The organism is Rhodoglobus aureus, from assembly GCF_039527955.1.
In the GTDB taxonomy this organism is placed as follows: Bacteria; Actinomycetota; Actinomycetes; order Actinomycetales; family Microbacteriaceae; genus Rhodoglobus; species Rhodoglobus aureus.
The window spans coordinates 1-22,238 of sequence record NZ_BAAAKW010000007.1 but is presented as its reverse complement, the minus strand read 5'-3'; the positions used below and the strand labels follow the sequence as shown (position 1 = coordinate 22,238).

Sequence of the window (22,238 nt, the reverse complement as noted above, 5' to 3'; positions counted from 1 at the left end):
TTACATTCCGAACCCGGAAGCTAAGACTCTCTGCGCCGATGGTACTGCAAGGGGGACCTTGTGGGAGAGTAGGACACCGCCGGACTTCAATTGTAAAATGGCCACCCCCGTGTTTAATAGACGCGGAGGGTGGCCATTTTGCGTTAAGTCCCACCCAGATTCAGGAGCAAAAAGTGAGTGATTCGTCAGGTAACGATGGACGTCGCGATAGCCGACCCCACGGAAACCGCGCGCCACGATCTGGTGGTCGACCCACCGGTGGGCGACCAGGTGAGGGACGACCAAGCGAAGGAAGGCCACGCCGCGACAACGCCGCAGGTGGTCCAGCTCGCGGCAAGCCAGCATCCGGTTCCGACCGACCCTGGCGGGCCAAACCCGAAGGCGACGACCGCCGGCCTCGCCGCGATGGTGCGCCATCAGGTGACGACCGCAAACCTCGCTACGGCTCCAACGGTGGCGATGACCGCGCACCTCGACGTGACAACAACGGCCGTGACGACCGCGCACCGCGTCGCGATTCTGCGGGCGACCGCGAAGGGCGTCCGCAGCGTTCAGGCGACCGCGAGAGCCGGCCACCACGGTCTGGCGACCGGGATGACCGGGCGCCACGCTCAAACGACCGCCCCGACCGCGGAGACCGCTCAGGTCGCCCCGAGCGCAGCGATCGCCCGGCTCGTCCGCAGCGTAACGACGGCTCCGGTCGCCCGGAACGCGGAGGACGTCCCGACCGCGGTTCAGGTCGCAGCGATGGGCCCCCCGAGAAACGTTTGTGGACCAAGGGCGGTGCACCCGCGCGCGGAGACCACAACGCTAGCGAACGCGAGCCTGAAGAAGATCGTGACCCCTTCGGCATCCGTTCGGTGCGTGCATTCCACCAGGCACCCGAGATTCCTGAGGGCATCACCCCGAAGATGCTTGACCGCATCGCCTCCAATGAGCTGAAGACCTTGAGCAAGGAAAACGCGGAAGGTGTTGCCCTGCACCTTGTGATGGTCTCGCAGCTCATCGAAAGCGATCCCGAGCTCGCTCACCAACACGCAATTTCGGCTGCACGCCGTGCCGGTCGTATCGGTGTTGTGCGCGAAACACTCGCGATCACCGCCTATGCAACTGAGGACTACGCACTCGCGCTGCGCGAACTGCGCACCTACCGACGTATCTCTGGTCGCGACGACCAACTGCCGATGATGGTTGATAGCGAACGCGGCCTTGAGCGCCCCGAACGCGCACTCGAGCTGGGACGCTCGGTTCGCCGCAGCACCCTGTCAGTTGGCGTGCAAGTTGAGCTCGCGATTGCCATGTCTGGCGCTCGACTTGACCTCGGACAGGCCGAAGAAGCACTCGTCGAGCTGCAGATTCCGCAGCTCGATCCCACCAAAGCATTCAGCTACAGCCCGGCACTCTTTGGCGCCTACGGCACCGTGCTCGAAGAACTCGGTCGCGAAGAAGAAGCAGCGACCTGGTTCGACCGAGCCGATGTTGCTGCTGATGCGCTCAACGAAGACGATGATGCCACCATCGAAATAGTCGAAGAAGAGCTCGAGTTCGATGACGCGTCATACGAAGATGCTTCGTACGATGGTGAGGAATCGAGCGCCGGTGCAGACGAACGCGTCGACGTCGATGCCAAAGCGGATGCCGTAGTCGACACAGAAACTGAGAATGCCGATGGGCCTCTGGACGGCACTGACGATGTTGATGGCAACGAATCTGACGGGAACCAAGGCGAAAGCGGCGAGCGTGTCGAGTAAGACACCGCTCGCCGGCATCACGCTGGTTCTTGCCGATCTTGATGGCGTCGTTTATCGCGGTGCGGATGCGATTCCTTATGCCGTCGAGAACATCAACGCGATTGAGGGCGCGCAAGTTGCGTACATCACCAACAATGCTTCGCGCACCGACGTCTCCGTCGCCACTCATCTGAGTGAACTCGGACTGCGCGTCGAGCCGAACGATGTTGTGACCTCACCCCAAGCGGCCATGGGGCTGCTTCGCGAACTGGTGCCTGCGGGTGCCACCGTCATGGTCGTTGGGGGAGACGGGCTCACGAGTGAGCTCGAGAAGTCCGGCTTTGTCGTAACCCGCTCCGCAGAGGATTCGCCGGCGGCCGTCGTGCAAGGCTTTGCCCCTGACGTGGCGTGGGTGCACCTTGCTGAAGCCGCGTTCGCTCTCAAAGGTGGCGAAGCCGGCATCCCGTGGATCGCGACGAACACTGACTGGACGATTCCCCAAGCTCGCGGAACCGCGCCGGGAAACGGCACCCTCGTCTCCGCCGTGCACACCGCTGTTGGTCGGCTGCCGATCGTCGCCGGAAAGCCAGAAGTGGCAATCTTCGAAGAGGCATTCACCCGCTACGAGTCACGCGAAGCGCTGATGATTGGCGACCGCCTCGACACCGACATTCTCGGTGCGAACAAGGCCGGCATCCCGTCGCTGCTCGTGCTCACCGGCATCGACCAGGCCAAGCAAGTGCTTGCGGCGATTCCCGAAGAGCGTCCGACGATGATCGTCGACGACCTGCGGGGGCTGCATGAGCCGTATCCAGAAACCGTGGTCACGCACGACGGCGCCGCCGTAGTGACGACAGTGGGAACGGCGACAGTGCGCCTGGAAGCACAGCGCTTGACCGTGACGTCGGCCGGAACATCCATCGACCGACTGCGCGCCGGATCGGCAGCAATCTGGAACTCGGGGAGCGCCATCTATGCGCTTGAGGTTCCCGCGGAGCTATATTCGTGAGTATGAGCGATGAATCACCCGTCGACGGACTGATGTCACGACTGAGCCTGATCGAAGATCAACCGCTTGAGTCGAGGGCTGCCGCATTCACGCAGATTCATGATGAGCTGCAGCAGCAACTCGAGGGCAAGGACTCGTTCCCGCGCCATGGCTAGTATGCGCCTAGATGCTGCGTTGGCGGCGCGAGGTCTCGCCCGATCCCGCACTCATGCAGCGAAACTCATCGCTGACAACCTCGTGACGGTCGAGGGCGTTGCCGTGCCCAAAGCGTCCACACCCGTGACCGATGATCACGCGATTGAGGTTGCTGAAACCGATCACTATGTGAGTCGCGCCGCCCACAAACTTGTCGCCGCCCTCGAGTCGTTCGGCATTGATGCCAGCGACAGGCTGGCCCTCGATGTTGGCGCCTCCACAGGGGGCTTCACACAAGTTTTGCTCGAACGTGGCGCCCGAGAAGTGATCGCGTTTGATGTGGGGCACGGCCAACTCGTTGATCTGGTGCGTTCGGATGCTCGAGTTCGGGTGGTTGAGCGAGAGAATGCCCGCTATCTCACCGCGCAGTCGCTTGCAGATCTGAGCGGGACATCCGAAACGCCGACACTCGTGGTCGCTGACCTCTCGTTCATCTCGCTGCGTACTGTGCTGCCTGCCCTGCAAGCGTCGGTGGGGGATGCTGCGGACTACGTTTTGCTCGTGAAACCACAGTTTGAGGTGGGGCGCACGAACATTCGCGAGGGCATTGTGCACCAGGCGGCGCTGCGCGACGAAGCGATTATGGGCGTCTTGTGGGCAGCCTGGGATCTGGGGCTCGGCACAGCCGGGGCCATCTCCTCCCCAATAGCCGGAAATGCGGGAAACCGTGAGTATCTGGTCTGGTTGAGCGCACGATCGGACACCAATCCGACACAATGGTTAACACAGGTCTGTTCCATCGCTTAGAGCGAGGTTTGGGCCAGCGCGATACGAATTATCAATCACTGCGAAGGAGAGGTGCACGGTGCAGTCCGAGAACTCTCACGCTTCCGATCGTCACATCCTAGTAATTGCCCACACGGGTCGGGCAGAATCATTGACCGCCGCGATTTCAGTGTGTCATCAGCTGATCAGCGCCGGCATAGTTCCGGTGTTATCGCCAGACAGCTACGAAACTATTCTTCAGGCTGAGCCGAGCCTCGCCCCGGTCTCCCGACTGGGCAATGAGGTTGAGACGGGTGAGCTCGAACTCGTTATTGTTCTCGGCGGTGACGGAACGATCCTTCGCGCGGCCGAACTGACCAGAGGGTGCAGTGCGCCGCTGCTCGGGGTGAATCTGGGCCACGTTGGCTTCCTCGCAGAAAGCGAACGCGAAGAACTCACCTCCACTGTCGAACGCGCTCTCGCTCGCGACTACCTCGTTGAGGAGCGCATGACGCTCTCCGTGCGAGTGAAGGTCGATTCTGAGGTTGTCTACGAAACGTGGGCCCTCAACGAAGCAACCGTAGAAAAAGCTAGCCGGGAGCGGATGCTCGAAGTCGTGATTGAGGTCGACGGCCGACCACTCTCATCCTTCGGCTGTGACGGAGTCGTCATGTCGACCCCCACCGGATCCACTGCCTACGCATTTTCGGCTGGCGGCCCCGTCGTCTGGCCCAGCCTCGATGCCATTCTCCTCGTGCCTTTGAGCGCCCACGCACTCTTTGCGCGACCCATTGTCGTTGGGCCAGACTCGGCCCTCGCGGTTGAAGTGCTCGATCGCAACATGGGAATCGGCGTGCTGTGGTGTGATGGCCGTCGCGCTTATGACCTGCCCCGAGGTGCTCGTGTCATCGTGCGCCGCTCACCGGTACCGGTGCGGCTTGCTCGACTCGCCCAAGGCCCGTTCACTGATCGTCTCGTCAAGAAATTCAATTTGCCGGTCAACGGATGGCGTGGCCCAGCTTCGGAGGAGGGCGCCAACTCGTGATCGAAGAGATCTCCATTCGCGACCTCGGTGTTATTGCCTCGGCACGACTTCCGCTCAGCCCAGGCTTCACCGCACTCACCGGCGAAACCGGCGCGGGTAAGACAATGGTTGTCACCGCCCTCGGCCTACTGCTGGGGGAGCGTGCCGATGCAACAACGATCCGCGCAGACAGCAATCAAGCATCCGTTGAAGGTCGTTGGGTCATCGACCCACAATCGGCAGTTGCAGAACGCGTGCGGGATGCCGGAGGCGATCTTGACGACGGCGAACTGCTGCTCGTGCGCACCGTCCCACGGGAAGGCCGCAGTCGCGCCGTCGTTGGCGGCCGCAGTGCACCAGTAGGCGTACTCACCGAACTCGGCGCTCAGCTGGTCGTCGTGCACGGGCAATCCGAACAAATACGACTCAAATCATCCACGGCGCAACGTAACGCCCTCGACCGCTTCGCCGGAGTCGAACTTGCAACAGTGCTTGGGCAGTACCAAACCGTGTTCCGCCGTTGGCAAACTGCGCAGGGCGAACTCGATGTGCTCGTTGCCGAAGGCGATCTGCGCAGCCGAGAAGCCGAAGAACTTCGTGTAGCGATCGACGAAATTGAGGCGGCCGACGTGCGCCGTGGCGAAGACGTTGAGCTCACCGAACGAGCGGATCGACTCGCCAATCTTGAAGGATTGCGCCTCGCGGCAGAAGGTGCCCACGCGGTGTTGTCGGCAGATGCGGCAGATGACAGCTCCGATGTGGTGGCACAGCTTGCCTCGTCCTACCGCGGGCTAGAGCGGGTTGCTGAGCACGACGCCCAGCTCGCATCGATCGCTGAAGCGTTGGCGGCAGCATCCATCACCCTCGGCGAAATTGCCACCGATCTCTCTAGCTACCTCGCAAGCCTCGATGCCGATGGCAGTCGAGAACTCGAACAGGTAGAAGAACGCCGCAGCCAACTCGCTGCCCTCGTTCGCAAACACGGTGTGAGCCTCGACGATGTCGTCGATGTGCTCGATACCGGCAGCCAGCGTCTGCTCGACCTCGACAATGATTCCGCCCGCATTGATGCACTGCGGGCACAGGTAGAAGCCGACCAGGCCGAACTCATCGCCCTTGCCGCACAAGCCAGCGACGTGCGCGCTCGTAACGCCGAACGACTCTCCGCAGAAGTAACGAACGAACTCGCCCAACTGGCCATGGCCAACGCCGAGATCGTTGTCACCGTCGAAGACCGCAGCGACTACTCGCTCAGCGGAAAAGACGAAGTCTCGATCCTGCTGCGCCCGCATCCCGGAGCACCGCCGCGTCCACTCGGAAAGGGCGCCTCCGGGGGAGAGCTCTCCCGCGTCATGCTCGCCATCGAAGTCGTCATCGCCGGCAATGATCCTGTGCCGACCTTCATCTTCGACGAAGTGGATGCCGGAGTCGGCGGTGCTGCCGCCATCGAGATCGGCAAACGGTTGGCCCAGCTCAGCCGCACCGCCCAAGTGATCGTTGTCACCCACCTTGCCCAGGTTGCCGCGTTTGCTGACAACCACCTCAGCGTGATCAAGGACGACGACGGCTCAGTCACGGCATCCAGCGTTCACAAGCTTGACGGCGAAGCGCGAATCGCCGAGATGGCGCGATTGCTCTCAGGCCTGCCCGACTCCGAGTCGGGGCTCGCCCACGCCCGCGAACTCCTCCAGACGGCGCACGAACTCGAGCACGCAAGCCGCTAGTTCAGGCCGCGAACGTGACGTAGCATTTCCGCCTTGCGACACCTCAGGCTGTTAAGCCGGTAACGAAACGCCCTGAGGCCGCGACAGATACGTCAGACGTGGGATACGATAGAACCCCGTGGTGGACAATAAAAACGCGGTCGTAACAAAGCACATCTTCGTCACCGGAGGAGTCGTCTCTTCTCTCGGTAAAGGCCTTACGGCGGCGAGTCTCGGAAACCTGCTGACAGCACGCGGGCTCCGCGTCGTCATGCAGAAGCTGGATCCCTATCTGAATGTGGATCCCGGCACCATGAACCCCTTCCAACACGGTGAAGTCTTCGTCACCGATGATGGCGCCGAAACCGACCTCGACATCGGACACTACGAGCGCTTCCTCGACATCAAGCTCAATCAGGCAGCCAACGTCACTACCGGCCAGATCTACTCCGAAGTGATCGCCAAAGAGCGCCGCGGCGAGTACCTCGGTGACACTGTGCAGGTCATTCCGCACATCACCGATGAGATCAAGCGCCGCATGCGCCTGCAGGCCGCCGGCCCCTTCGACGATGACAACCCGCAGCCCGACGTCATCATCACCGAAATCGGTGGAACCGTCGGCGACATTGAGAGCCTGCCCTTCATCGAATCTGCCCGCCAAGTGCGTCACGAACTCGGTCGCAAGAACGTGTTCTTCGTGCACGTCTCGCTTGTGCCGTTCATGGCAGCATCCGGTGAGCAAAAAACGAAGCCCACCCAGCACTCCGTTGCCGCACTGCGCTCCATCGGCATCCAACCTGATGCCCTCGTGCTGCGCAGCGACCGCCCCGTCTCCGAATCCAACAAACGCAAAATTGCGCTCATGTGTGACGTAGAAGAAGATGCTGTCGTCAACGCCACCGACGCATCGAGCATCTACGACATCCCTGAAATGCTGCACAGCCAGGGACTCGACGCCTACATCATCAACCAGCTCAGTCTCGAAGCTAAGTCAGTGAACTGGGATGGCTGGAGCGAGCTGCTCGAAGCCGTGCACAACCCGAAATACGAAGTAACCATCGGCCTTGTCGGCAAGTACATTGACCTGCCCGACGCCTACCTCTCGGTAATCGAAGCACTACGTGCCGGCGGATTCGCGAACAACACGAAGGTCAACATTCGCTGGGTTGCCTCCGACGACTGCGAAACCCCCGAAGGGGCAGCCAAGCAACTCGGTGACCTCGACGGCATCATCGTTCCCGGTGGATTCGGTGTGCGCGGCATTGAGGGCAAGCTCGGCGCCCTCAAATTCGTTCGCGAGAACGGCATCCCCGCCCTCGGCATCTGCCTTGGATTACAGTGCATGGTCATCGAATATGCCCGCGACATGGCGGGCCTCGAAGGCGCATCCTCGACAGAGTTCGACGCCGACAGCAAGTACCCGGTTATTGCCACGATGGCGGAGCAGGTCGACATCATTGCCGGAGGAGACATGGGCGGCACGATGCGTCTCGGCCTCTACAATGCCGACCTTGAACCAGGCTCGATCGTCGAAGAAATTTACGGCGCACCGACCGCAGCTGAACGCCACCGTCACCGCTACGAAGTGAACAACGAATACCGCCAGCAGATTGCGGATGCTGGACTCACGTTCTCCGGAATTTCCCCCGACCGCACTCTCGTCGAATTCGTTGAGCTGCCGCGCGAAGTCCACCCCTACTACGTCGGAACCCAGGCTCACCCCGAACTGCTGTCGCGCCCGAACCGCGCGCACCCGCTGTTCCGTGGCCTTGTTGCGGCAGCGCTTGAGCGTCAAAAATCCAGCCGCCTCTTTGAGGTGACAGAGCAGGATGATGCATAACGAACTCAGTGACGACCGCGTCACCCCACGACTGCTGAACACCGAAACGGTGTTCGCCGGTCATGTGTGGAATGTTGACCGCGAAAGTTTTGAGCTAGATGGCTCTGCCATCACGCGTGAATTCGTGAACCATACCGGCGCGGTTGCGGTGCTGGCCATGGATGAGCGTGACCGGGTTTTGCTGATCAAGCAGTACCGGCATCCGGTGCGTCTGCGCGATTGGGAACTGCCCGCTGGCCTCCTCGACGTGCTCAATGAGTCGCCGCTGCGTGCTGCGCAACGTGAATTCGCTGAAGAAACCGATCTGCAGGCTGAGTCATGGCATGTGCTCAGTGAAATGCTGACCTCGCCTGGCGGAAGCAACGAAGCCGTGCGCATTTACCTCGCTCGCGGAGTGAGCAACACGGGCGATACGTTCGACCGCTATGCGGAAGAGGCCGGCATTGAAATGCACTGGGTTCCGCTGGAGGACGCTGTCGAAGCAGTGCTTGACCGCCGCATCCAGAACTCGATCCTGTGCGTTGGACTGCTTGCGGCCCAGCTTGGGCGCGACCGGGGCTGGAATACCCTCGGCCCTGCCGATGAGCCATGGCCGCGGCATCCACGAAACTACGACGAGTAGTTCGCCAGAGTAATGCACACGAATAGCTGAGTCAGATGAGTGAGTCGATGCGCACCGGGGCGGGGAACGCGATTGCGGTCGCCTCTGAGCGCTACCTTCGACATCTGGCGATTGAACGCGGGCTCTCGCAGAACACGTTGGCGGCGTATCGCCGAGACCTTGAGTCGTATCTCACGTTTCTGGGGGAGCGCGACATTTCGACCCCAGACCGGATTTCTGCGGATGACGTGACCGCGTTTGCGCACAGCCTGCGTGCTGATCCTGAACGTCCGCTCGCGGCATCTTCGGTCGCACGGATGCTGTCGACCGTGCGCGGGCTGCACACGTTCTTTATCGATGAATCACTCGCGACAGTCGATGTTGCTCACGCGGTTGCGATTCCGAAGCAGTCGATGCGCTTACCGAAGGCGATCACGATCGAGCAGATGGCGAGTGTGTTGTCGTCGTTTGATGGTGATGACGTGATCTCGTTGCGCAACACGGCTCTGCTCGAACTGCTCTATGCCACCGGCGCGCGCGTCTCAGAGGTGGTTTCGCTGAACGTTGACGACATGATCGATGGGGACATCGTGCGCCTGCTGGGCAAGGGCAATAAGCAGCGCATCGTTCCGGTGGGCAGTTTTGCGCGGGAGGCGATCCAGAAATATTTGGTGAGGGCTCGACCAACGCTCTCGGTGAAGGGGCCGTCAACTCCGGCGTTGTTCATGGGTGCGCGCGGGGCGCGGTTGTCTCGGCAGAACGTGTGGCTGATCATCCAAGCCGCCGCCGACCGGGTGAATCTGGGCATCGATATTTCCCCGCACACCTTCCGGCATTCGTTTGCGACGCATCTGCTCTCGGGGGGAGCCGACGTGCGCGTTGTGCAAGAACTGCTCGGCCATTCGTCTGTTGCGACGACGCAGATTTATACGATGGTGACTGCCGACACTCTGCGCGATATGTACACGACGGCGCATCCGCGGGCCCGCTAGAGGGCGACTAGGGAGCGACTAGGGATTGGCCGACCAACGTCAGGTGCTCGCGGTACCCGCGTGTCGCGCATCCAAACCCTCAACCTTTGGTAGAGGTGACCCTGCTGTGTCCGCGCGTGGGAGCGCAAGCTGTGACGGATGCGCGAAGTAAACTTTCAGCATGACGACACAGCGTGAGAACAAATCAACGCTGGCAGGGTTGGATGTTCCGGCAATGGGCCCAACCGGCCGGCCCCTCACTACTTTTCCTGAGCCACCACCGCTCACGGGCCACGGCCCCGCACGCATTATTTCGCTGTGCAATCAGAAGGGTGGCGTAGGTAAGACCACCACCACGATCAATCTGGGCGCAGCATTCGCCGAATATGGTCGTCGCGTGCTTGCGATCGACTTCGACCCTCAGGGAGCCCTCTCAGCGGGCCTGGGCGTGCCTACGCACGACGTACCCACCATTTACGACCTACTGCTCGGCACCATCAAGAACCCGGCAGAAGCGATCGTGCACACGAACGTTCCCGGGCTCGACGTGATTCCGGCCAACATCGACCTTTCGGCTGCTGAAGTGCACCTCGTCAATGAGGTTGCCCGCGAAACGATCTTGGCGCGCGTGCTGCGCAAGGTCAGCGACCAGTACGACGTAATCCTTATCGACTGCCAGCCCTCGCTGGGTTTGTTAACCGTCAATGCGTTGACGGCCGCTCACGGCGTTCTGATTCCGCTCGAGTGCGAGTTCTTCGCGCTGCGCGGTGTTGCACTGCTCGTCGAGACCATCGAGAAGGTTCAGGATCGTCTGAACCCCGCCATCAAGCTTGATGGTATTTTGGCGACGATGTTCGATGCGCGCACGCTGCACTCGCGTGAGGTGCTTGAACGTGTCGTCGAAAACTTTGGTGACGATGTGCTGGAGACCGTGATCGGTCGCACCGTGAAGTTCCCCGACGCCAGTGTTGCTGGCGCGCCCATCACGACCTTTGCACCCGACCATTCCGCGGCGCACGCCTACCGCCAGGTGGCGCGAGAGCTGATCGCCCGTGGCGCCGTCGCCTAGCGACGTGGAAGAGGCCCAGTCGCCCGCGCCGGGTTTCGCGGTCTCGCTCAACAACTTCACCGGGCCATTCGACCTGCTGCTTTCGCTGATCTCGAAGCACGAACTCGACATCACCGAGGTTTCGCTGTCGAGGATCACCGACGAATTCATCGCCTACTTGCGCGACTTTGAGTCCACGGGCGACGGCAGTGGCGACGGAATCGACGAGCTCGACCAGGCCAGCGAGTTTCTTGTCGTTGCAGCGACCCTGCTCGACCTCAAGGTTGCCGGGCTTCTGCCTCAGGGCGAACTAGTGGATGCCGAAGATGTAGCGCTGCTCGAAGCACGCGATCTGCTCTTTGCTCGTCTGCTGCAGTACCGAGCGTTTAAGCAGGCAAGTGACTGGTTCTCGGGCCACTTCGACGCCGAGTCAACGCGCACGGTTCGCTCGGTGCGACTCGAAGAGAAGTTCCGCACCCAAACTCCTGAGCTGGTCTGGACTCTCAGCCTCGACGATTTCGCCGCGCTCGCGACCCTCGCGTTCACGCCGCGAGAAATTCCTAGCGTCGGGCTCGACCATTTGCACGCACCGCTCATCAGCATCCGCGAACAGGCAGCATATGTGGTCGCACTGTTGCGTGCGGGGGAGCCGATGACGTTCCGGCAGCTCATTGCGGGTGCAGAGCTCAAAGGCGTGATTGTTGCGCGATTCTTGGCCGTTTTGGAGCTGTACCGCGGCGAAAATGTGGCATTTGAACAGATCGAGCCACTGGGCGAGCTGACCGTGCGGTGGACCGCGCACCACTGGTCAGACGATAGCCTCGCTAATCTGGGAGCTGACTATGGAAACTAATGCTGTGATGACTGACGCTGCGACGGAAGCGATCGAGGCCGACCCCATTGTTGACCTCGCCCGTGGGCTCGAAGCGATCTTCATGGTGGCCGACGAGCCGCAAAGTCTGGTGAGCTTGGCGACCGCGCTCAACGCGCCCGTTGCCAAGATCCGCAAGACCATCAGCGCACTCCGCGCTGACTTCAATGGTGAAGGCGACGGCCCGCGTCGTGGCTTTGAACTGCGCGAAGTGGGCGGCGGATGGCGCATTTACGTGCGTGCCGACTACGACGCCGCAGTGCGCGACTTTGTGTTTACGCAAAACCCGTCACGCTTGAGCCAGGCTGCGCTCGAAACATTGGCCGTAATTGCGTATAAGCAACCGATCAGCAGGGGAGCGGTCGCAGCAGTGCGCGCCGTCAATGTTGATTCAGTTGTGCGTACGCTACTAGGCCGAGGACTTATTACGGAGGCGTTTACCGACAACGAGACGGGCGCCATCCATTACGAAACAACGGAGCTTATGCTCGTGCAATTGGGGATCAACTCCATTGCCGAGTTACCTCCAATCTCGCCGCTTTTATCTGATGGTTCGGACGGTTTTGATGAATAACGCTAATGGCGCAAGCCCCAGCAATCCCGAAGGCGAACGCCTTCAAAAAGTTATGGCAGCGGCAGGAGTCGCCTCGCGCCGGGTCTCGGAAGACCTGATCTACCAGGGACGCGTTGCCGTGAACGGCAAGGTTGTCGAAGAGGCAGGCCGCCGCGTCAAGCCGACCGACCGAGTGACAGTGGACGGCAGCGCGATCCAGCTCGATACCACCAAGCGCTACGTCATGCTCAACAAGCCTGTCGGCGTGGTGAGCTCAATGGCTGATGAGAGCGGTCGCCCCGACCTCATGCCGTATACCGGCAACTATGACGAACGACTCTTCAACGTTGGCCGACTCGACGTTCAAACCTCGGGCTTGATCATTCTTACGAACGACGGCGAACTCGCGCACGTGCTCGCGCATCCCTCGTTCGGTGTTCTGAAGACGTACATTGCCAAGGTCGAGGGCACCGTGAGCGCGCAGACTATTTCGCAGCTGATGAAGGGCATCGAGCTTGAGGACGGCCCCATTGCGGTGGACAAGGCGCGGGCGCTCGGCCGAGCATCCAACGACGAAACGATGGTAGAGCTCACTCTGCACTCGGGTCGTAACCGCATTGTGCGTCGGATGATGGAGGCCGTTGGTCACCCGGTGATCGATCTCGTGCGTCGTCAGTTTGGTCCGCTCAATCTCGGCACCCTCCGTGTTGGCGGCACCCGCAACTTGACCAAGGTGGAGTTGGGCGCGGTATTGACGATCGCCCGTGACGCCGAGGAACAGTCGTGAACCTTGGCCGCATAACCGGGCAGGTGCGCATCGTTGGTGCTGGCCTACTTGGTGCCAGCATCGGGCACGGCCTGCGCGCTAAGGGTGTCGATGTGATCTTGCACGATGCGTCACGCAGCAACGCGACCCTCGCGATTGACTACGGGGCTGGTCGTGCGCCGCAATCCGACGATGCTCCGACGCTCGTGATCGTTGCTGTTCCGCCCGATGTCACGGCTGAAGTTGTTGCCCGCGAACTTGCGGCGTGGCCCAGGGCGACGGTATCGGATGTCGCCAGCGTAAAAGTGGGCGTGCTCGACGAGCTAATCGCGCTGGGTGTCGATCTCGATCGCTATGTTGGTTCGCATCCACTTGCCGGACGCGAACGTGGTGGTGCCAGTGCTGCCCGCGCCGATCTGTTCATCGGTCGACCGTGGGTGGTTGGGCGGGGAGAGCCTTTCCGTCGCCGTGCGGTTGAAGATGTGGTGATCGAACTCGGTGCGGTTCCGGTGGCGATGTCGGCGTCCGAACATGACAACGCGGTGGCTCTGATTTCGCACGTTCCTCAGGTGGTGGCGAGCCTGCTCGCGAACCGGTTGGCTGGAGCATCCGAAGCCGCCGTTGCTCTTTCTGGTCAAGGGCTGCGCGACACCACCCGCATTGCCTCAAGCGCGCCTGAACTGTGGGTGCAGATTTTGGGTGCAAACTCGGGGCCGGTTACCCAGATTTTGCGTGAGCTGCAGACCGAACTTGGTGTGGCGATTGATGCGCTGGAGGCTCCGGATGCGCCGGGCTCACGCCGCGCTATCGCCGAACTCTTGGCCGGAGGCAACGTGGGAGTCGCTCGTATCCCCGGCAAGCACGGCACGAGCAAGCACTTTAGCCAGCTCGTTGTGATGGTTGATGACAAGCCGGGGGAGCTGGCACGACTGCTGACCGAAATCGGCGAAGCCCAGGTGAACATGGAAGACTTGCGCCTTGAGCACTCACCGGGGGCCCAATTCGGCCTCGCCGAAATCTCGGTGTTGCCCGAAAAGGAAGCCCTACTTATTAGCGAGCTAGAAGCTCGTGGTTGGAAGATTGCAGAGACCTTAGCGTGAATAAAAACCCGTCGTTTGTTGTTGTGGCCGTCGATGGTCCGGCCGGCAGCGGAAAGTCGAGTGTGTCGAAAGCGACCGCTCGCGAGCTCGGCTTTGACTACCTGGACACCGGGGCCGCCTACCGCGGTTTGGCGCTGCACTGCCTCGACCGTGGTGTTGACACCCTCGGCCCGAGCAACGTGATCGATACCCTTCCACGCTTTGAGTACAGCATCGGGATTGACCCGGACAATTACTTTGTGAAGGTCGACGGGGAACTCGTGACCAACGACATCCGCGAACCTCGCATCACCGGCGTTGTGTCGAACATCGCGCGCATTGCTGAGGTGCGGGAATACATGGTTGAGCTGTTCCGCAGCATCATGGCTGGGAGCGAAAAGCCGGGCATTGTGGTGGAAGGGCGAGACATCACTACGGTCGTTGCCCCCGACGCTCAGGCGCGAATTCTGCTAACTGCCAGTGAAGAAGCTAGGATGGGAAGACGTGCGGCCGAACTCTCCGGAGAATCGAGCGCGACAACGGCGCAACAACTCAGTTATCGAGATGCGCAGGACTCCAAAGTCGTGGACTTCATGAACGCCGCAGAAGGAGTCATCACAATTGACTCTACCAATCTTGACTTCGATCAGACCGTGACGGCCGTCGCGAGTTTCGTTCGCTCCAGCATGTAACTAAAGGACTACCCATGGCCGATCATTCGCCCGCCGAAGACGACTTTCCCGAACTGAATCCGGCTCTCGTCGAACGACTTTCCGGCATGAACGAAGACGAGGCTGCGCAGCGCACCTCTGCTTTGCGCGCCGGCCTCAGTGACTACGAGCTCGACGACGAAGACCTTGAGGTTCTCGATTCGGCCAGTGACGATCCTGACGCGATCTACTACCTTCCCGCGCTTCCCGTGCTGGCCATTGTTGGCCGACCGAACGTCGGCAAGTCTGCTCTCGTCAACCGAATCATCGGTCGTCGTGAAGCTGTTGTTGAGGACACCCCCGGTGTTACTCGCGACCGTGTGAACTACAAGGCCGAGTGGAACAACCGTCACTTCACCATCGTCGACACCGGCGGTTGGGAGCCAGATGCTAAGGGCATCGACGCCTCCGTTGCAGCTCAGGCTGAGATCGCTATCGACCTCGCTGACGCTGTGCTGTTTGTGGTGGATGCCACGGTTGGCCCCACCTCGACCGACGAGCACGTTGTGCGCATGTTGCGTGCCACTAAGAAGCCCGTGATTCTCGTTGCCAACAAGGTTGACGACGTTCACCAGGAATCGGATGCCGCTTCACTCTGGAGCCTCGGCCTCGGACAGCCATGGCCCGCCTCCGCCGTTCACGGTCGCGGCGTTGCCGACTTGCTCGACCACGTGCTCACGGTTCTTCCCAAGATTTCAACGGTTGCTAAAGAAGAAGTGGGTGGCCCACGCCGCGTCGCTATTCTTGGTCGCCCCAACGTCGGCAAGTCGAGTTTGCTCAACAAGACCGCCGGTGAAGAGCGCGTTGTTGTTAACGATCTTGCGGGCACGACTCGTGACCCGGTTGATGAGCAGATCGAGCTTGGCGGAAAGTTCTGGCGCTTCGTCGACACCGCCGGTATTCGCCGCCGTGTTGCTTTGGCTCAGGGCGCAGACTTCTATGCAACGCTTCGCACCAGTGCAGCGTTGGAGAAAGCTGAAGTTGCTGTTGTTATCTTTGATGTCAGCCAGCCGCTCAGCGTTCAAGACCTCAAAATTGTTGACCTCGTGCTCGAATCGGGTCGCGCGCTCGTTCTGGCTTTCAACAAGTGGGATCTTCTCGATGACGAACGTCGTGACCTCCTTGAGCGCGAAATCGACAAGGACCTGTCGCATGTTGCCTGGGCTCCTCGCGTCAACATCTCGGCGAAGACTGGTCGCCACATGGAGAAGCTGGTTCCGGCCCTCGAACTGGCTCTGGAGTCGTGGGATACCCGCGTTCCGACCGGAAAGTTCAACGCGCTTCTTGCCGAACTTACGCAAGAGCACCCTCACCCGCTTCGTGGTGGCAAGCAGCCGCGCATCCTGTTCGGCACGCAGGCATCAAGCCGCCCGCCAACGTTCGTGCTCTTCACGACTGGATTCTTGGATCCGCAGTACCGTCGATTCATTACGCGACGTTTGCGTGAGATCTTCGGCTTCGACGGCACCCCGATCCAGGTCAACATGCGTGTGCGTGAGAAGCGCAAGCGCAAGTAGTTGTGCTGGTACCGCGCTCGTTTAGCGAGTGCGGTACCAGAAACGCCAAACGGCGAGTCATTCTCTTTCGAGAGCTGGCTCGCCGTTTCGCGTTAAGCAGTGGCCGCTAGTGATCCGCGGGTGCATCCTCGGGCGTCAGCTCAGACACCGGGCGCTTCATGAAGAAGGTGGCGACGACGGCGAAGAGTGAGATGATTCCGCCGGCCATGAAGGCGAGGCGTACACCTCCGGCTAGGGCGATGGTTTCTTCTGCACCGGCTGCGGCGAGCGATACGGATTGGACTGTCAGCAGCGCGATGAACAGGGCAGTTCCGGCGGCGGCGGCAAGCTGCTGCACAGTGCCGATGGTGGCGCTGCCGTGTGAGTACAGGTGCGGTTTGAGCGTGCCAAGCGCAGCGGTGAAGAGCGGCGTGAACATGAAGGCTAGGCCGATGCTCATGGGGATGTGGATTGCCATAACCAGGAACGGTGAGCTGGTTTCGGAGAGCGTAGTGAAGCTCCACAGTGCTGCACTGACGAGGATTGCACCGGGAACCATAAGGGGTCGCGGGCCCACTTTGTCGTAGAGCCGGCCGACGACGGGCCCCAGGAGGCCCATGATGAGGCTGCCGGGAAGAACGAGGAGTCCGCTTTGGATGGGCTCGAGCCCGAGGACCTGTTGCGTAAACATGGGCAGCAGGATGATGGTGCCGAACAGTGCGGCCATCATGACCATCATGAGGCTGATTGAGATCGCGAAGCCGGGTGCGGCAAAGGTGCGCAGGTCGAGCAGCGCGCTGTCGGTCTTCTGCAGTGTGATCTGACGCACGATAAAGAGCACGAGGCTAATCGCGCCGGCGGCGATGGGGATGGCGGGGGCGATGAGTACGGCAGTTCCGCTGGTGGATTCGCCGAGGCTGGAGAGTCCGTAGATGAGCCCGGAGAAGGCGACCGCGGAAAGGACGACAGACAACATGTCGATTGAGCCTTTGCGGGGCTCGGTGACGTTGGTGACCTTGGTGATGCCGAGAATGAGTGCGGTGACCGAGATGGGGATCATCACGATGAACACCCAGCGCCAGTCGAAGACGGCCAAGACGAGTCCCGCAACGGTGGGGCCGACGGCGGGTGCCATCGCCATGACGATGGAGACGTTTCCCATGGTTTTACCTCGAGTTGCCGGGGGTACGAGGGTCATCACTGTTGTCATAAGGAGGGGGAGCATCATGGCGGTGCCGGATGCCTGAATCACGCGGCCGACAATGAGCAGGAAGAACGTCGGCGAAATAGCGCCAAGCAGAGTACCGGCAGTGAACAGGGACATTGCTGTGATGTAGATGCTGCGGGTCGAGAAGCGTTGGATAAGGAATCCGGTTATCGGAATCACTACCGCCATCGTGAGCATGAAGGAGGTCGACAACCACTGGGCTGTGCTCGGCTCGATATTGAGGTCGGCCATGATGCGGGGGATAGCGACCACAAGCGAGGTCTCGTTGAGGAACACCACAAAGGTGGCCGCAAGCATGAGGGCGATGACGAGACGGTTGCGACCGCTGTGGTCGACCGCGGCATCAGCCACAGTCGTTTTCGCCCCGGGGAGCGAGATATTGCCGGTAATCGGCGCCAAGCTAGTCATGAAAATCCTGTCGTTGTGCAAGCGGTAGGACGAAGCAGCAGCCGGGATCGAAAAGGGTGCACAGATCTTGCGTCATCTTTATTGTCACGTAGGCCAACGACATCCGTGGCTGAAATAGTCCACATTCGCTTCCGCCTGAGGCGAACACGCCCCTGCGCTTACCCGCTATCGTGGAGGCACAACTTGTGACACGGGGTGCCCTGCGGGGCTGAGAACACACCCGTCGAACCTGATCTAGTTAGAACTAGCGAAGGGATGTCGTGCATGTCGCGTACGCCACCAAACCTACTGACCGCCACTCAAGAAGCGCTCGAGGCGGTGAGATCGACGTCGCCGCTCGTTCAGTGCATCACCAATAGCGTGGTGGTGGGCTTCACGGCAAATGCTCTGCTTGCGGTGGGGGCGGCTCCCGCGATGGTCGATGTTCCGGATGAGGCGAGCATGTTTGCCGGTGTTGCTTCCGGGTTGCTGATCAACCTCGGCACCTGTCGGGAAGAACAACGGGCCGCCGCCCTCGAAGCTGCCCCGGCTGCCATTGCGGCGGGAACACCCTGGGTGCTTGATCCTGTTGCGGTCGGTGTGCTGCCGGTTCGCACACCGCTGGCACACCATTTGCGCGATCTGGGGCCGTCGATTGTGCGGGGTAATGCGTCTGAAATTCTGGCTCTCGCCGAACTCGGTGCCGGGGGCCGTGGAGTGGACAGCACGAGCAGCGTGAATGACGCGATCACCGCCGCGCAACTTGTGGCTCGAGTGACCGGTGGTGCAGTCGCGGTTTCGGGAGCAACCGACCTGGTGACCGATGGCGTGAGTGTTGTGAGGCTCTCGAACGGGCATCCGGTGCTGACGAAGATGACGGGTGGTGGGTGTGCGCTCGGTGCTCTGATGGCGGCATTCGCTGCTGTAACTCCGGATAGCCTGACCGCTGCTGTTACTGCCACGAGCGTGTACACGGTGGCGGCAGATCTGGCGGCCGAACGTTCGGCACTGCCGGGCAGTTTTGCGGTGGCGCTGCTTGATGCGCTGAGCGAAGTGTCCGTTGACGATCTTGCGGCACGGGCGGTGTTCGCATGAGTGGCGGTAGTGCTGTCGGCGCCGGTTCGCTGACAGGCTATCGGGAAGGCATTGACCTCTCTGTCTATCTGGTGACTGATTCTGCGCAGGCTCGCGCGGCCGGACACGACCTTGTTGATCTCGTTTATGAGGCCGTTGCCGGGGGAGTGACGCTGGTGCAGTTGCGGGAGAAAGACATGCCTGCGCGCGAATTTCTCGACCTGGTGCTTCGGGTCTCTACCGCTGTGGCGCTGAAGGTTCCGGTGCTCGTGAATGACCGGGTTGACGTGTATCTGGCGGCCCGCGAAATGGGTTCCCGTGTTGCTGGGGTGCATGTGGGGCAGCACGACTTGCCCACTGCTTTAGTTCGCGCCCTTGTTGGCCCGGAGGCGATCGTCGGGCTGAGTGCTGCCAGTGAGGACCAACTGTTTGAAGCGGGGCTGAAGTCGGCGGGTGTTGACTACGTCGGTATTGGCGCGCTGCACCACACGACGAGCAAGAAAGATGCCCCGGAACAGCTGGGGCACGCCCGCCTGGCGGAGCTTATTGCCCTGAGCACACTGCCTTCGGTCGCGATTGGTGGGGTGGGGCCGGATGACCTCCCTCTGCTGCGTGCATCGGGTGCTGATGGTGCTGCGGTGGTGTCGGCAATTTGTGGCGCGGCTGATCCGCGGGAGGCGGCTCGGGCGCTCGCCGAAGCGTGGGCTGGCGAACCTGTGGGAGAGAGCGAAGGGGAAGACGCATGAGCGGCGGACCCATCGAAGCGCGTGTGTCCCGTGTCCCTCGCGTGCTGAGCATCGCCGGCAGCGATCCTTCGGGTGGTGCGGGCATTCAGGCTGATCTGAAGTCGATTGCGGCCAATGGTGGCTACGGTATGGCGGCGACAACAGCGTTGACGGTGCAGAACACGCAGGGAGTGCGTGGCGTGCATGTGCCACCAGCCTCATTTCTGCGCGAGCAGTTGGATGCGCTCAGTGACGATATAGCCATTGATGCGGTGAAAATCGGGATGCTTGCTACCACCGAGGTGGTTGGTGTCGTGCGTTCGTGGTTGGAGCAGGTGCGGCCACCGCTGGTGGTGCTCGACCCGGTGATGGTCGCGACGAGTGGGGACCGGCTGTTGGATGCGGAAGCTGAGCTGGCGTTACGGGAGCTGGTGCGGTTGTGTGACCTGGTGACTCCGAATATTCCGGAGCTCGCGATCATCGCCGCGGAACCTGTCGTCGAGACCTGGCCTGAGGTGCTGGCGCAGGCCGCGCGGGTGTCTGCCGCCTACGGGGTGCGGGTACTGGCTAAGGGCGGACACTTGAGTGGGGCTGAGGCTCCGGATGCGCTGGTGGATGCCCGTTCTGGGAACGTACCGGTCGTGACTGAGTTTGCCGGCATCCGCATAGACACCAGTAACACGCATGGAACAGGCTGTTCGCTCTCGAGCGCTCTGGCTACCCGCATTGCGGCGACGGGCGAGTGGGCTGCCGCGGTGGCGGAGTCGAAGCGGTGGTTGAGTGAGAGCATCCGTGCCGGGGCAGCGCTGCAGGTGGGGCGTAGGCATGGGCCCATCAACCACTTCGCGGGGATGTGGCAGCGCGGGGGTGTGGTGACGGCGCCGACGCCAGCTGAGGTGCGGGAGCACTGGTGGGCGGAGATTGCGAGCATCCGAGCGCAGATTGATGGGGGTGACTTTGTGCGTGCCCTGGGTGATGGTTCCCTCAAGCGTGGCGACTTTGTGTGGTACCTGGCTCAGGATGCGCTCTATTTGCGGGATTATGCGCGGGCGCTCGCCGAAGCAGCCCGACTGGCACCCACCACGGCGGAACAAGCGTTTTGGGCGTCGAGTGCTGAGGGCTGCATTGTGACGGAACTGCAATTGCACGAGTCGTGGGCCACCGAGGGTGAGGTGTTTGCGGCTTCACCCAGTGCGACAACCACTGGTTATCTCAACCACTTGCTCGCCACCGCTGCCCGTGGTGACTATGCGGTGCTCGCGGCCGCCCTGTTGCCGTGCTTCTGGGTGTACCACGACGTCGGTTCGCGCCTGCACCCGCTAGCGCACGCCGAGCACCCCTACGCTGACTGGTTGACGACCTATGCCGACCAGGCATTCACGGATGCCACGGAGCGAGCTATCACGATAGTGACGGCGCTCGCGGCAGACGCCACTCCGCCGGTTCGGGATGCAATGCTCACGGCTTTCAGGACCTCCACGGAGCATGAACGCGAGTTCTTCGCTGCCGCGTTTGGGGTTGCGGCTGAGTGATCTGGCAGGCGCTCCCATCCTGACCCTCAATGTGAACACGAGCGCTCAGATTCCACGGTAAGCTAGTTGAGTTGTCGCGGGCTGTAGCGCAGCTTGGTAGCGCACCTGACTGGGGGTCAGGGGGTCGCAGGTTCAAATCCTGTCAGCCCGACAATTGTGATGTCGCAAGACATCGGAATAGTTCGAACCCACGGTTTGTGGGTTCGGACTATTTTTTTGTGCCGGCGGCTTGGTAGTCGCGGTTGAGGTCGATTGTGAGCTCCCTCAGGATCTCTCCGGTGGCGGCGTTGATGACGGTGACGTCGAGTTCTTGGATGAGCAGTGTGACGTGGGTTCCGGCGTGGGTTCGGCCGATCCCGATGTGGCGCAGGTGGCCGGCAACGCGAAGGCTGACTGTGCCAGATTTGTCGATGCGGTCGTGGCGGACGCGGTTGTGGGTGTCGTCGCGTGGGGTGCTGCTGGGGGTGGCTTTGATGCTGGTTGTGTAGGCCGTGGCTGGTGTTGCGCGGTGCTCTAGCGAGCGGTGTGGGCGACGTTGGTTGTATTCGTCTGCGAACTCGTCCAGCAGCAGTTGCAGCTCGGTAATCGTGGTGGGTTGATTGGGCTGCGCTCGCAACCATTTCTTGAGTGTTTGTTGGAAGCGTTCAACTTTGCCCTGAGTTTGCGGGTGATGGGGTGAACCATTCTTTTGCGTGATCCCGAGGCGGAAGAGTTCGGTTTCTAGGCTCGTGCGGCCGCCACTGTTCTTGCCGCCGGCGAGGCGCACGGTGTAAACCATTCCGTTGTCGGTCAGCGTTGACGCCGGATAACCGTGCCGATGAGCGGTCTGGGTGAAGCTCCGCAGCACGATCACGGCAGTGATGCGGGCGTGGGCGGAGAGGTGTAATGCGTAGCGGGAGTGGTCATCGAGCCAGGTGATGATCTCGGTGTCTGCGCCAGGTTGCCCATAAGGGGTGCTGAGGCGGTAGTGGGTGAAGTCTGATTGCCAACA

21 protein-coding genes, 1 tRNA gene, 1 rRNA gene and 1 riboswitch are annotated in these 22,238 nt (G+C 61.3%); of the genes, 21 read left to right on the top strand and 2 right to left on the bottom strand.

Annotated elements, in window-relative coordinates; translation table 11 throughout:
• The 17 genes from rrf to der form a co-directional block, all read left to right on the top strand.
• Positions 1–85, top strand: a 5S ribosomal RNA gene (rrf, locus tag ABD112_RS01395); the annotation flags it as partial.
• An 88-nt stretch (positions 86–173) separates the two neighbouring features.
• On the top strand, positions 174–1,751 hold the full coding sequence (locus ABD112_RS01390) for a hypothetical protein (RefSeq protein ID WP_343922514.1): 1,578 nt from the start codon (positions 174–176) through the stop codon (positions 1,749–1,751).
• A complete protein-coding gene (locus ABD112_RS01385) occupies positions 1,699–2,739 on the top strand; it encodes an HAD-IIA family hydrolase (RefSeq protein WP_343922512.1) in 1,041 nt (346 codons plus the stop codon). Before ABD112_RS01390 ends, ABD112_RS01385 begins: the two co-directional genes overlap by 53 nt.
• Before the next feature lie 2 nt (positions 2,740–2,741).
• Complete coding sequence (locus ABD112_RS01380; RefSeq protein ID WP_343922510.1) at positions 2,742–2,894, top strand: hypothetical protein; 153 nt, start codon at positions 2,742–2,744, stop codon at positions 2,892–2,894.
• Positions 2,887–3,681, top strand: coding sequence for a TlyA family RNA methyltransferase (locus tag ABD112_RS01375; protein WP_343922508.1), 795 nt, complete (start codon positions 2,887–2,889; stop codon positions 3,679–3,681). Before ABD112_RS01380 ends, ABD112_RS01375 begins: the two co-directional genes overlap by 8 nt.
• Before the next feature lie 58 nt (positions 3,682–3,739).
• A complete protein-coding gene (locus ABD112_RS01370) occupies positions 3,740–4,684 on the top strand; it encodes an NAD kinase (protein ID WP_343922506.1) in 945 nt (314 codons plus the stop codon).
• The gene (gene recN, locus ABD112_RS01365) at positions 4,681–6,387 is read left to right on the top strand and encodes a DNA repair protein RecN (protein WP_343922504.1); all 1,707 of its coding nucleotides are present in this window, start codon (positions 4,681–4,683) and stop codon (positions 6,385–6,387) included. The genes ABD112_RS01370 and recN overlap by 4 nt, the downstream gene beginning before the upstream one ends.
• 118 nt (positions 6,388–6,505) lie before the next feature.
• Positions 6,506–8,206, top strand: a complete 1,701-nt coding sequence (gene pyrG / locus ABD112_RS01360) for a CTP synthase (RefSeq protein WP_343922502.1) — start codon at positions 6,506–6,508, stop codon at positions 8,204–8,206.
• A complete protein-coding gene (locus tag ABD112_RS01355) occupies positions 8,196–8,828 on the top strand; it encodes an NUDIX domain-containing protein (protein ID WP_343922500.1) in 633 nt (210 codons plus the stop codon). Before pyrG ends, ABD112_RS01355 begins: the two co-directional genes overlap by 11 nt.
• A 35-nt stretch (positions 8,829–8,863) precedes the next feature.
• Positions 8,864–9,799, top strand: coding sequence for a site-specific tyrosine recombinase XerD (gene xerD / locus ABD112_RS01350; protein WP_343922498.1), 936 nt, complete (start codon positions 8,864–8,866; stop codon positions 9,797–9,799).
• Between the two features lie 160 nt (positions 9,800–9,959).
• Positions 9,960–10,847 carry a ParA family protein gene (locus ABD112_RS01345; RefSeq protein ID WP_343922496.1) on the top strand — a complete coding sequence of 296 codons (888 nt, stop codon included), beginning with the start codon at positions 9,960–9,962 and terminating at the stop codon, positions 10,845–10,847.
• On the top strand, positions 10,831–11,679 hold the full coding sequence (locus ABD112_RS01340) for a segregation and condensation protein A (RefSeq protein WP_343922493.1): 849 nt from the start codon (positions 10,831–10,833) through the stop codon (positions 11,677–11,679). The genes ABD112_RS01345 and ABD112_RS01340 overlap by 17 nt, the downstream gene beginning before the upstream one ends.
• Positions 11,680–11,686: 7 nt before the next feature.
• Positions 11,687–12,271, top strand: coding sequence for an SMC-Scp complex subunit ScpB (scpB, locus tag ABD112_RS01335; protein WP_343922516.1), 585 nt, complete (start codon positions 11,687–11,689; stop codon positions 12,269–12,271).
• Positions 12,264–13,037, top strand: a complete 774-nt coding sequence (locus ABD112_RS01330; RefSeq protein ID WP_343922491.1) for a pseudouridine synthase — start codon at positions 12,264–12,266, stop codon at positions 13,035–13,037. Before scpB ends, ABD112_RS01330 begins: the two co-directional genes overlap by 8 nt.
• Positions 13,034–14,116, top strand: coding sequence for a prephenate dehydrogenase (locus tag ABD112_RS01325; RefSeq protein WP_343922489.1), 1,083 nt, complete (start codon positions 13,034–13,036; stop codon positions 14,114–14,116). The genes ABD112_RS01330 and ABD112_RS01325 overlap by 4 nt, the downstream gene beginning before the upstream one ends.
• Positions 14,113–14,787 (top strand): (d)CMP kinase, encoded by a 675-nt coding sequence (gene cmk / locus ABD112_RS01320; protein ID WP_343922487.1) that lies wholly within the window; start codon positions 14,113–14,115, stop codon positions 14,785–14,787. The genes ABD112_RS01325 and cmk overlap by 4 nt, the downstream gene beginning before the upstream one ends.
• Positions 14,788–14,801: 14 nt before the next feature.
• The gene (gene der, locus ABD112_RS01315; RefSeq protein WP_343922485.1) at positions 14,802–16,322 is read left to right on the top strand and encodes a ribosome biogenesis GTPase Der; all 1,521 of its coding nucleotides are present in this window, start codon (positions 14,802–14,804) and stop codon (positions 16,320–16,322) included.
• 106 nt (positions 16,323–16,428) lie between these two features.
• On the opposite strand, the gene ABD112_RS01310 is transcribed toward der, so the two are convergent.
• Positions 16,429–17,937 carry an MDR family MFS transporter gene (locus ABD112_RS01310; RefSeq protein ID WP_343922483.1) on the bottom strand — a complete coding sequence of 503 codons (1,509 nt, stop codon included), beginning with the start codon at positions 17,935–17,937 and terminating at the stop codon, positions 16,429–16,431.
• A 181-nt stretch (positions 17,938–18,118) separates the two neighbouring features.
• Positions 18,119–18,210, top strand: a riboswitch (TPP riboswitch).
• On the opposite strand from ABD112_RS01310, the gene thiM reads away from it, so the two are divergent.
• From thiM to ABD112_RS01290, 4 genes are all read left to right on the top strand, one after another.
• Entirely contained in the window at positions 18,202–19,011 is an 810-nt protein-coding gene (gene thiM / locus ABD112_RS01305) for a hydroxyethylthiazole kinase (protein ID WP_343922481.1), read from the top strand. (Overlaps the previous riboswitch by 9 nt.)
• Entirely contained in the window at positions 19,008–19,736 is a 729-nt protein-coding gene (gene thiE / locus ABD112_RS01300; RefSeq protein WP_343922479.1) for a thiamine phosphate synthase, read from the top strand. The genes thiM and thiE overlap by 4 nt, the downstream gene beginning before the upstream one ends.
• A complete protein-coding gene (locus ABD112_RS01295; RefSeq protein ID WP_343922477.1) occupies positions 19,733–21,247 on the top strand; it encodes a bifunctional hydroxymethylpyrimidine kinase/phosphomethylpyrimidine kinase in 1,515 nt (504 codons plus the stop codon). The genes thiE and ABD112_RS01295 overlap by 4 nt, the downstream gene beginning before the upstream one ends.
• A 77-nt stretch (positions 21,248–21,324) precedes the next feature.
• Positions 21,325–21,398, top strand: a tRNA-Pro gene (locus tag ABD112_RS01290).
• Between the two features lie 57 nt (positions 21,399–21,455).
• Here ABD112_RS01290 and ABD112_RS01285 read toward each other — a convergent pair.
• On the bottom strand, positions 21,456–22,238 hold a 783-nt coding region (locus ABD112_RS01285; protein ID WP_343922474.1), incomplete at its 5' end, for an integrase core domain-containing protein.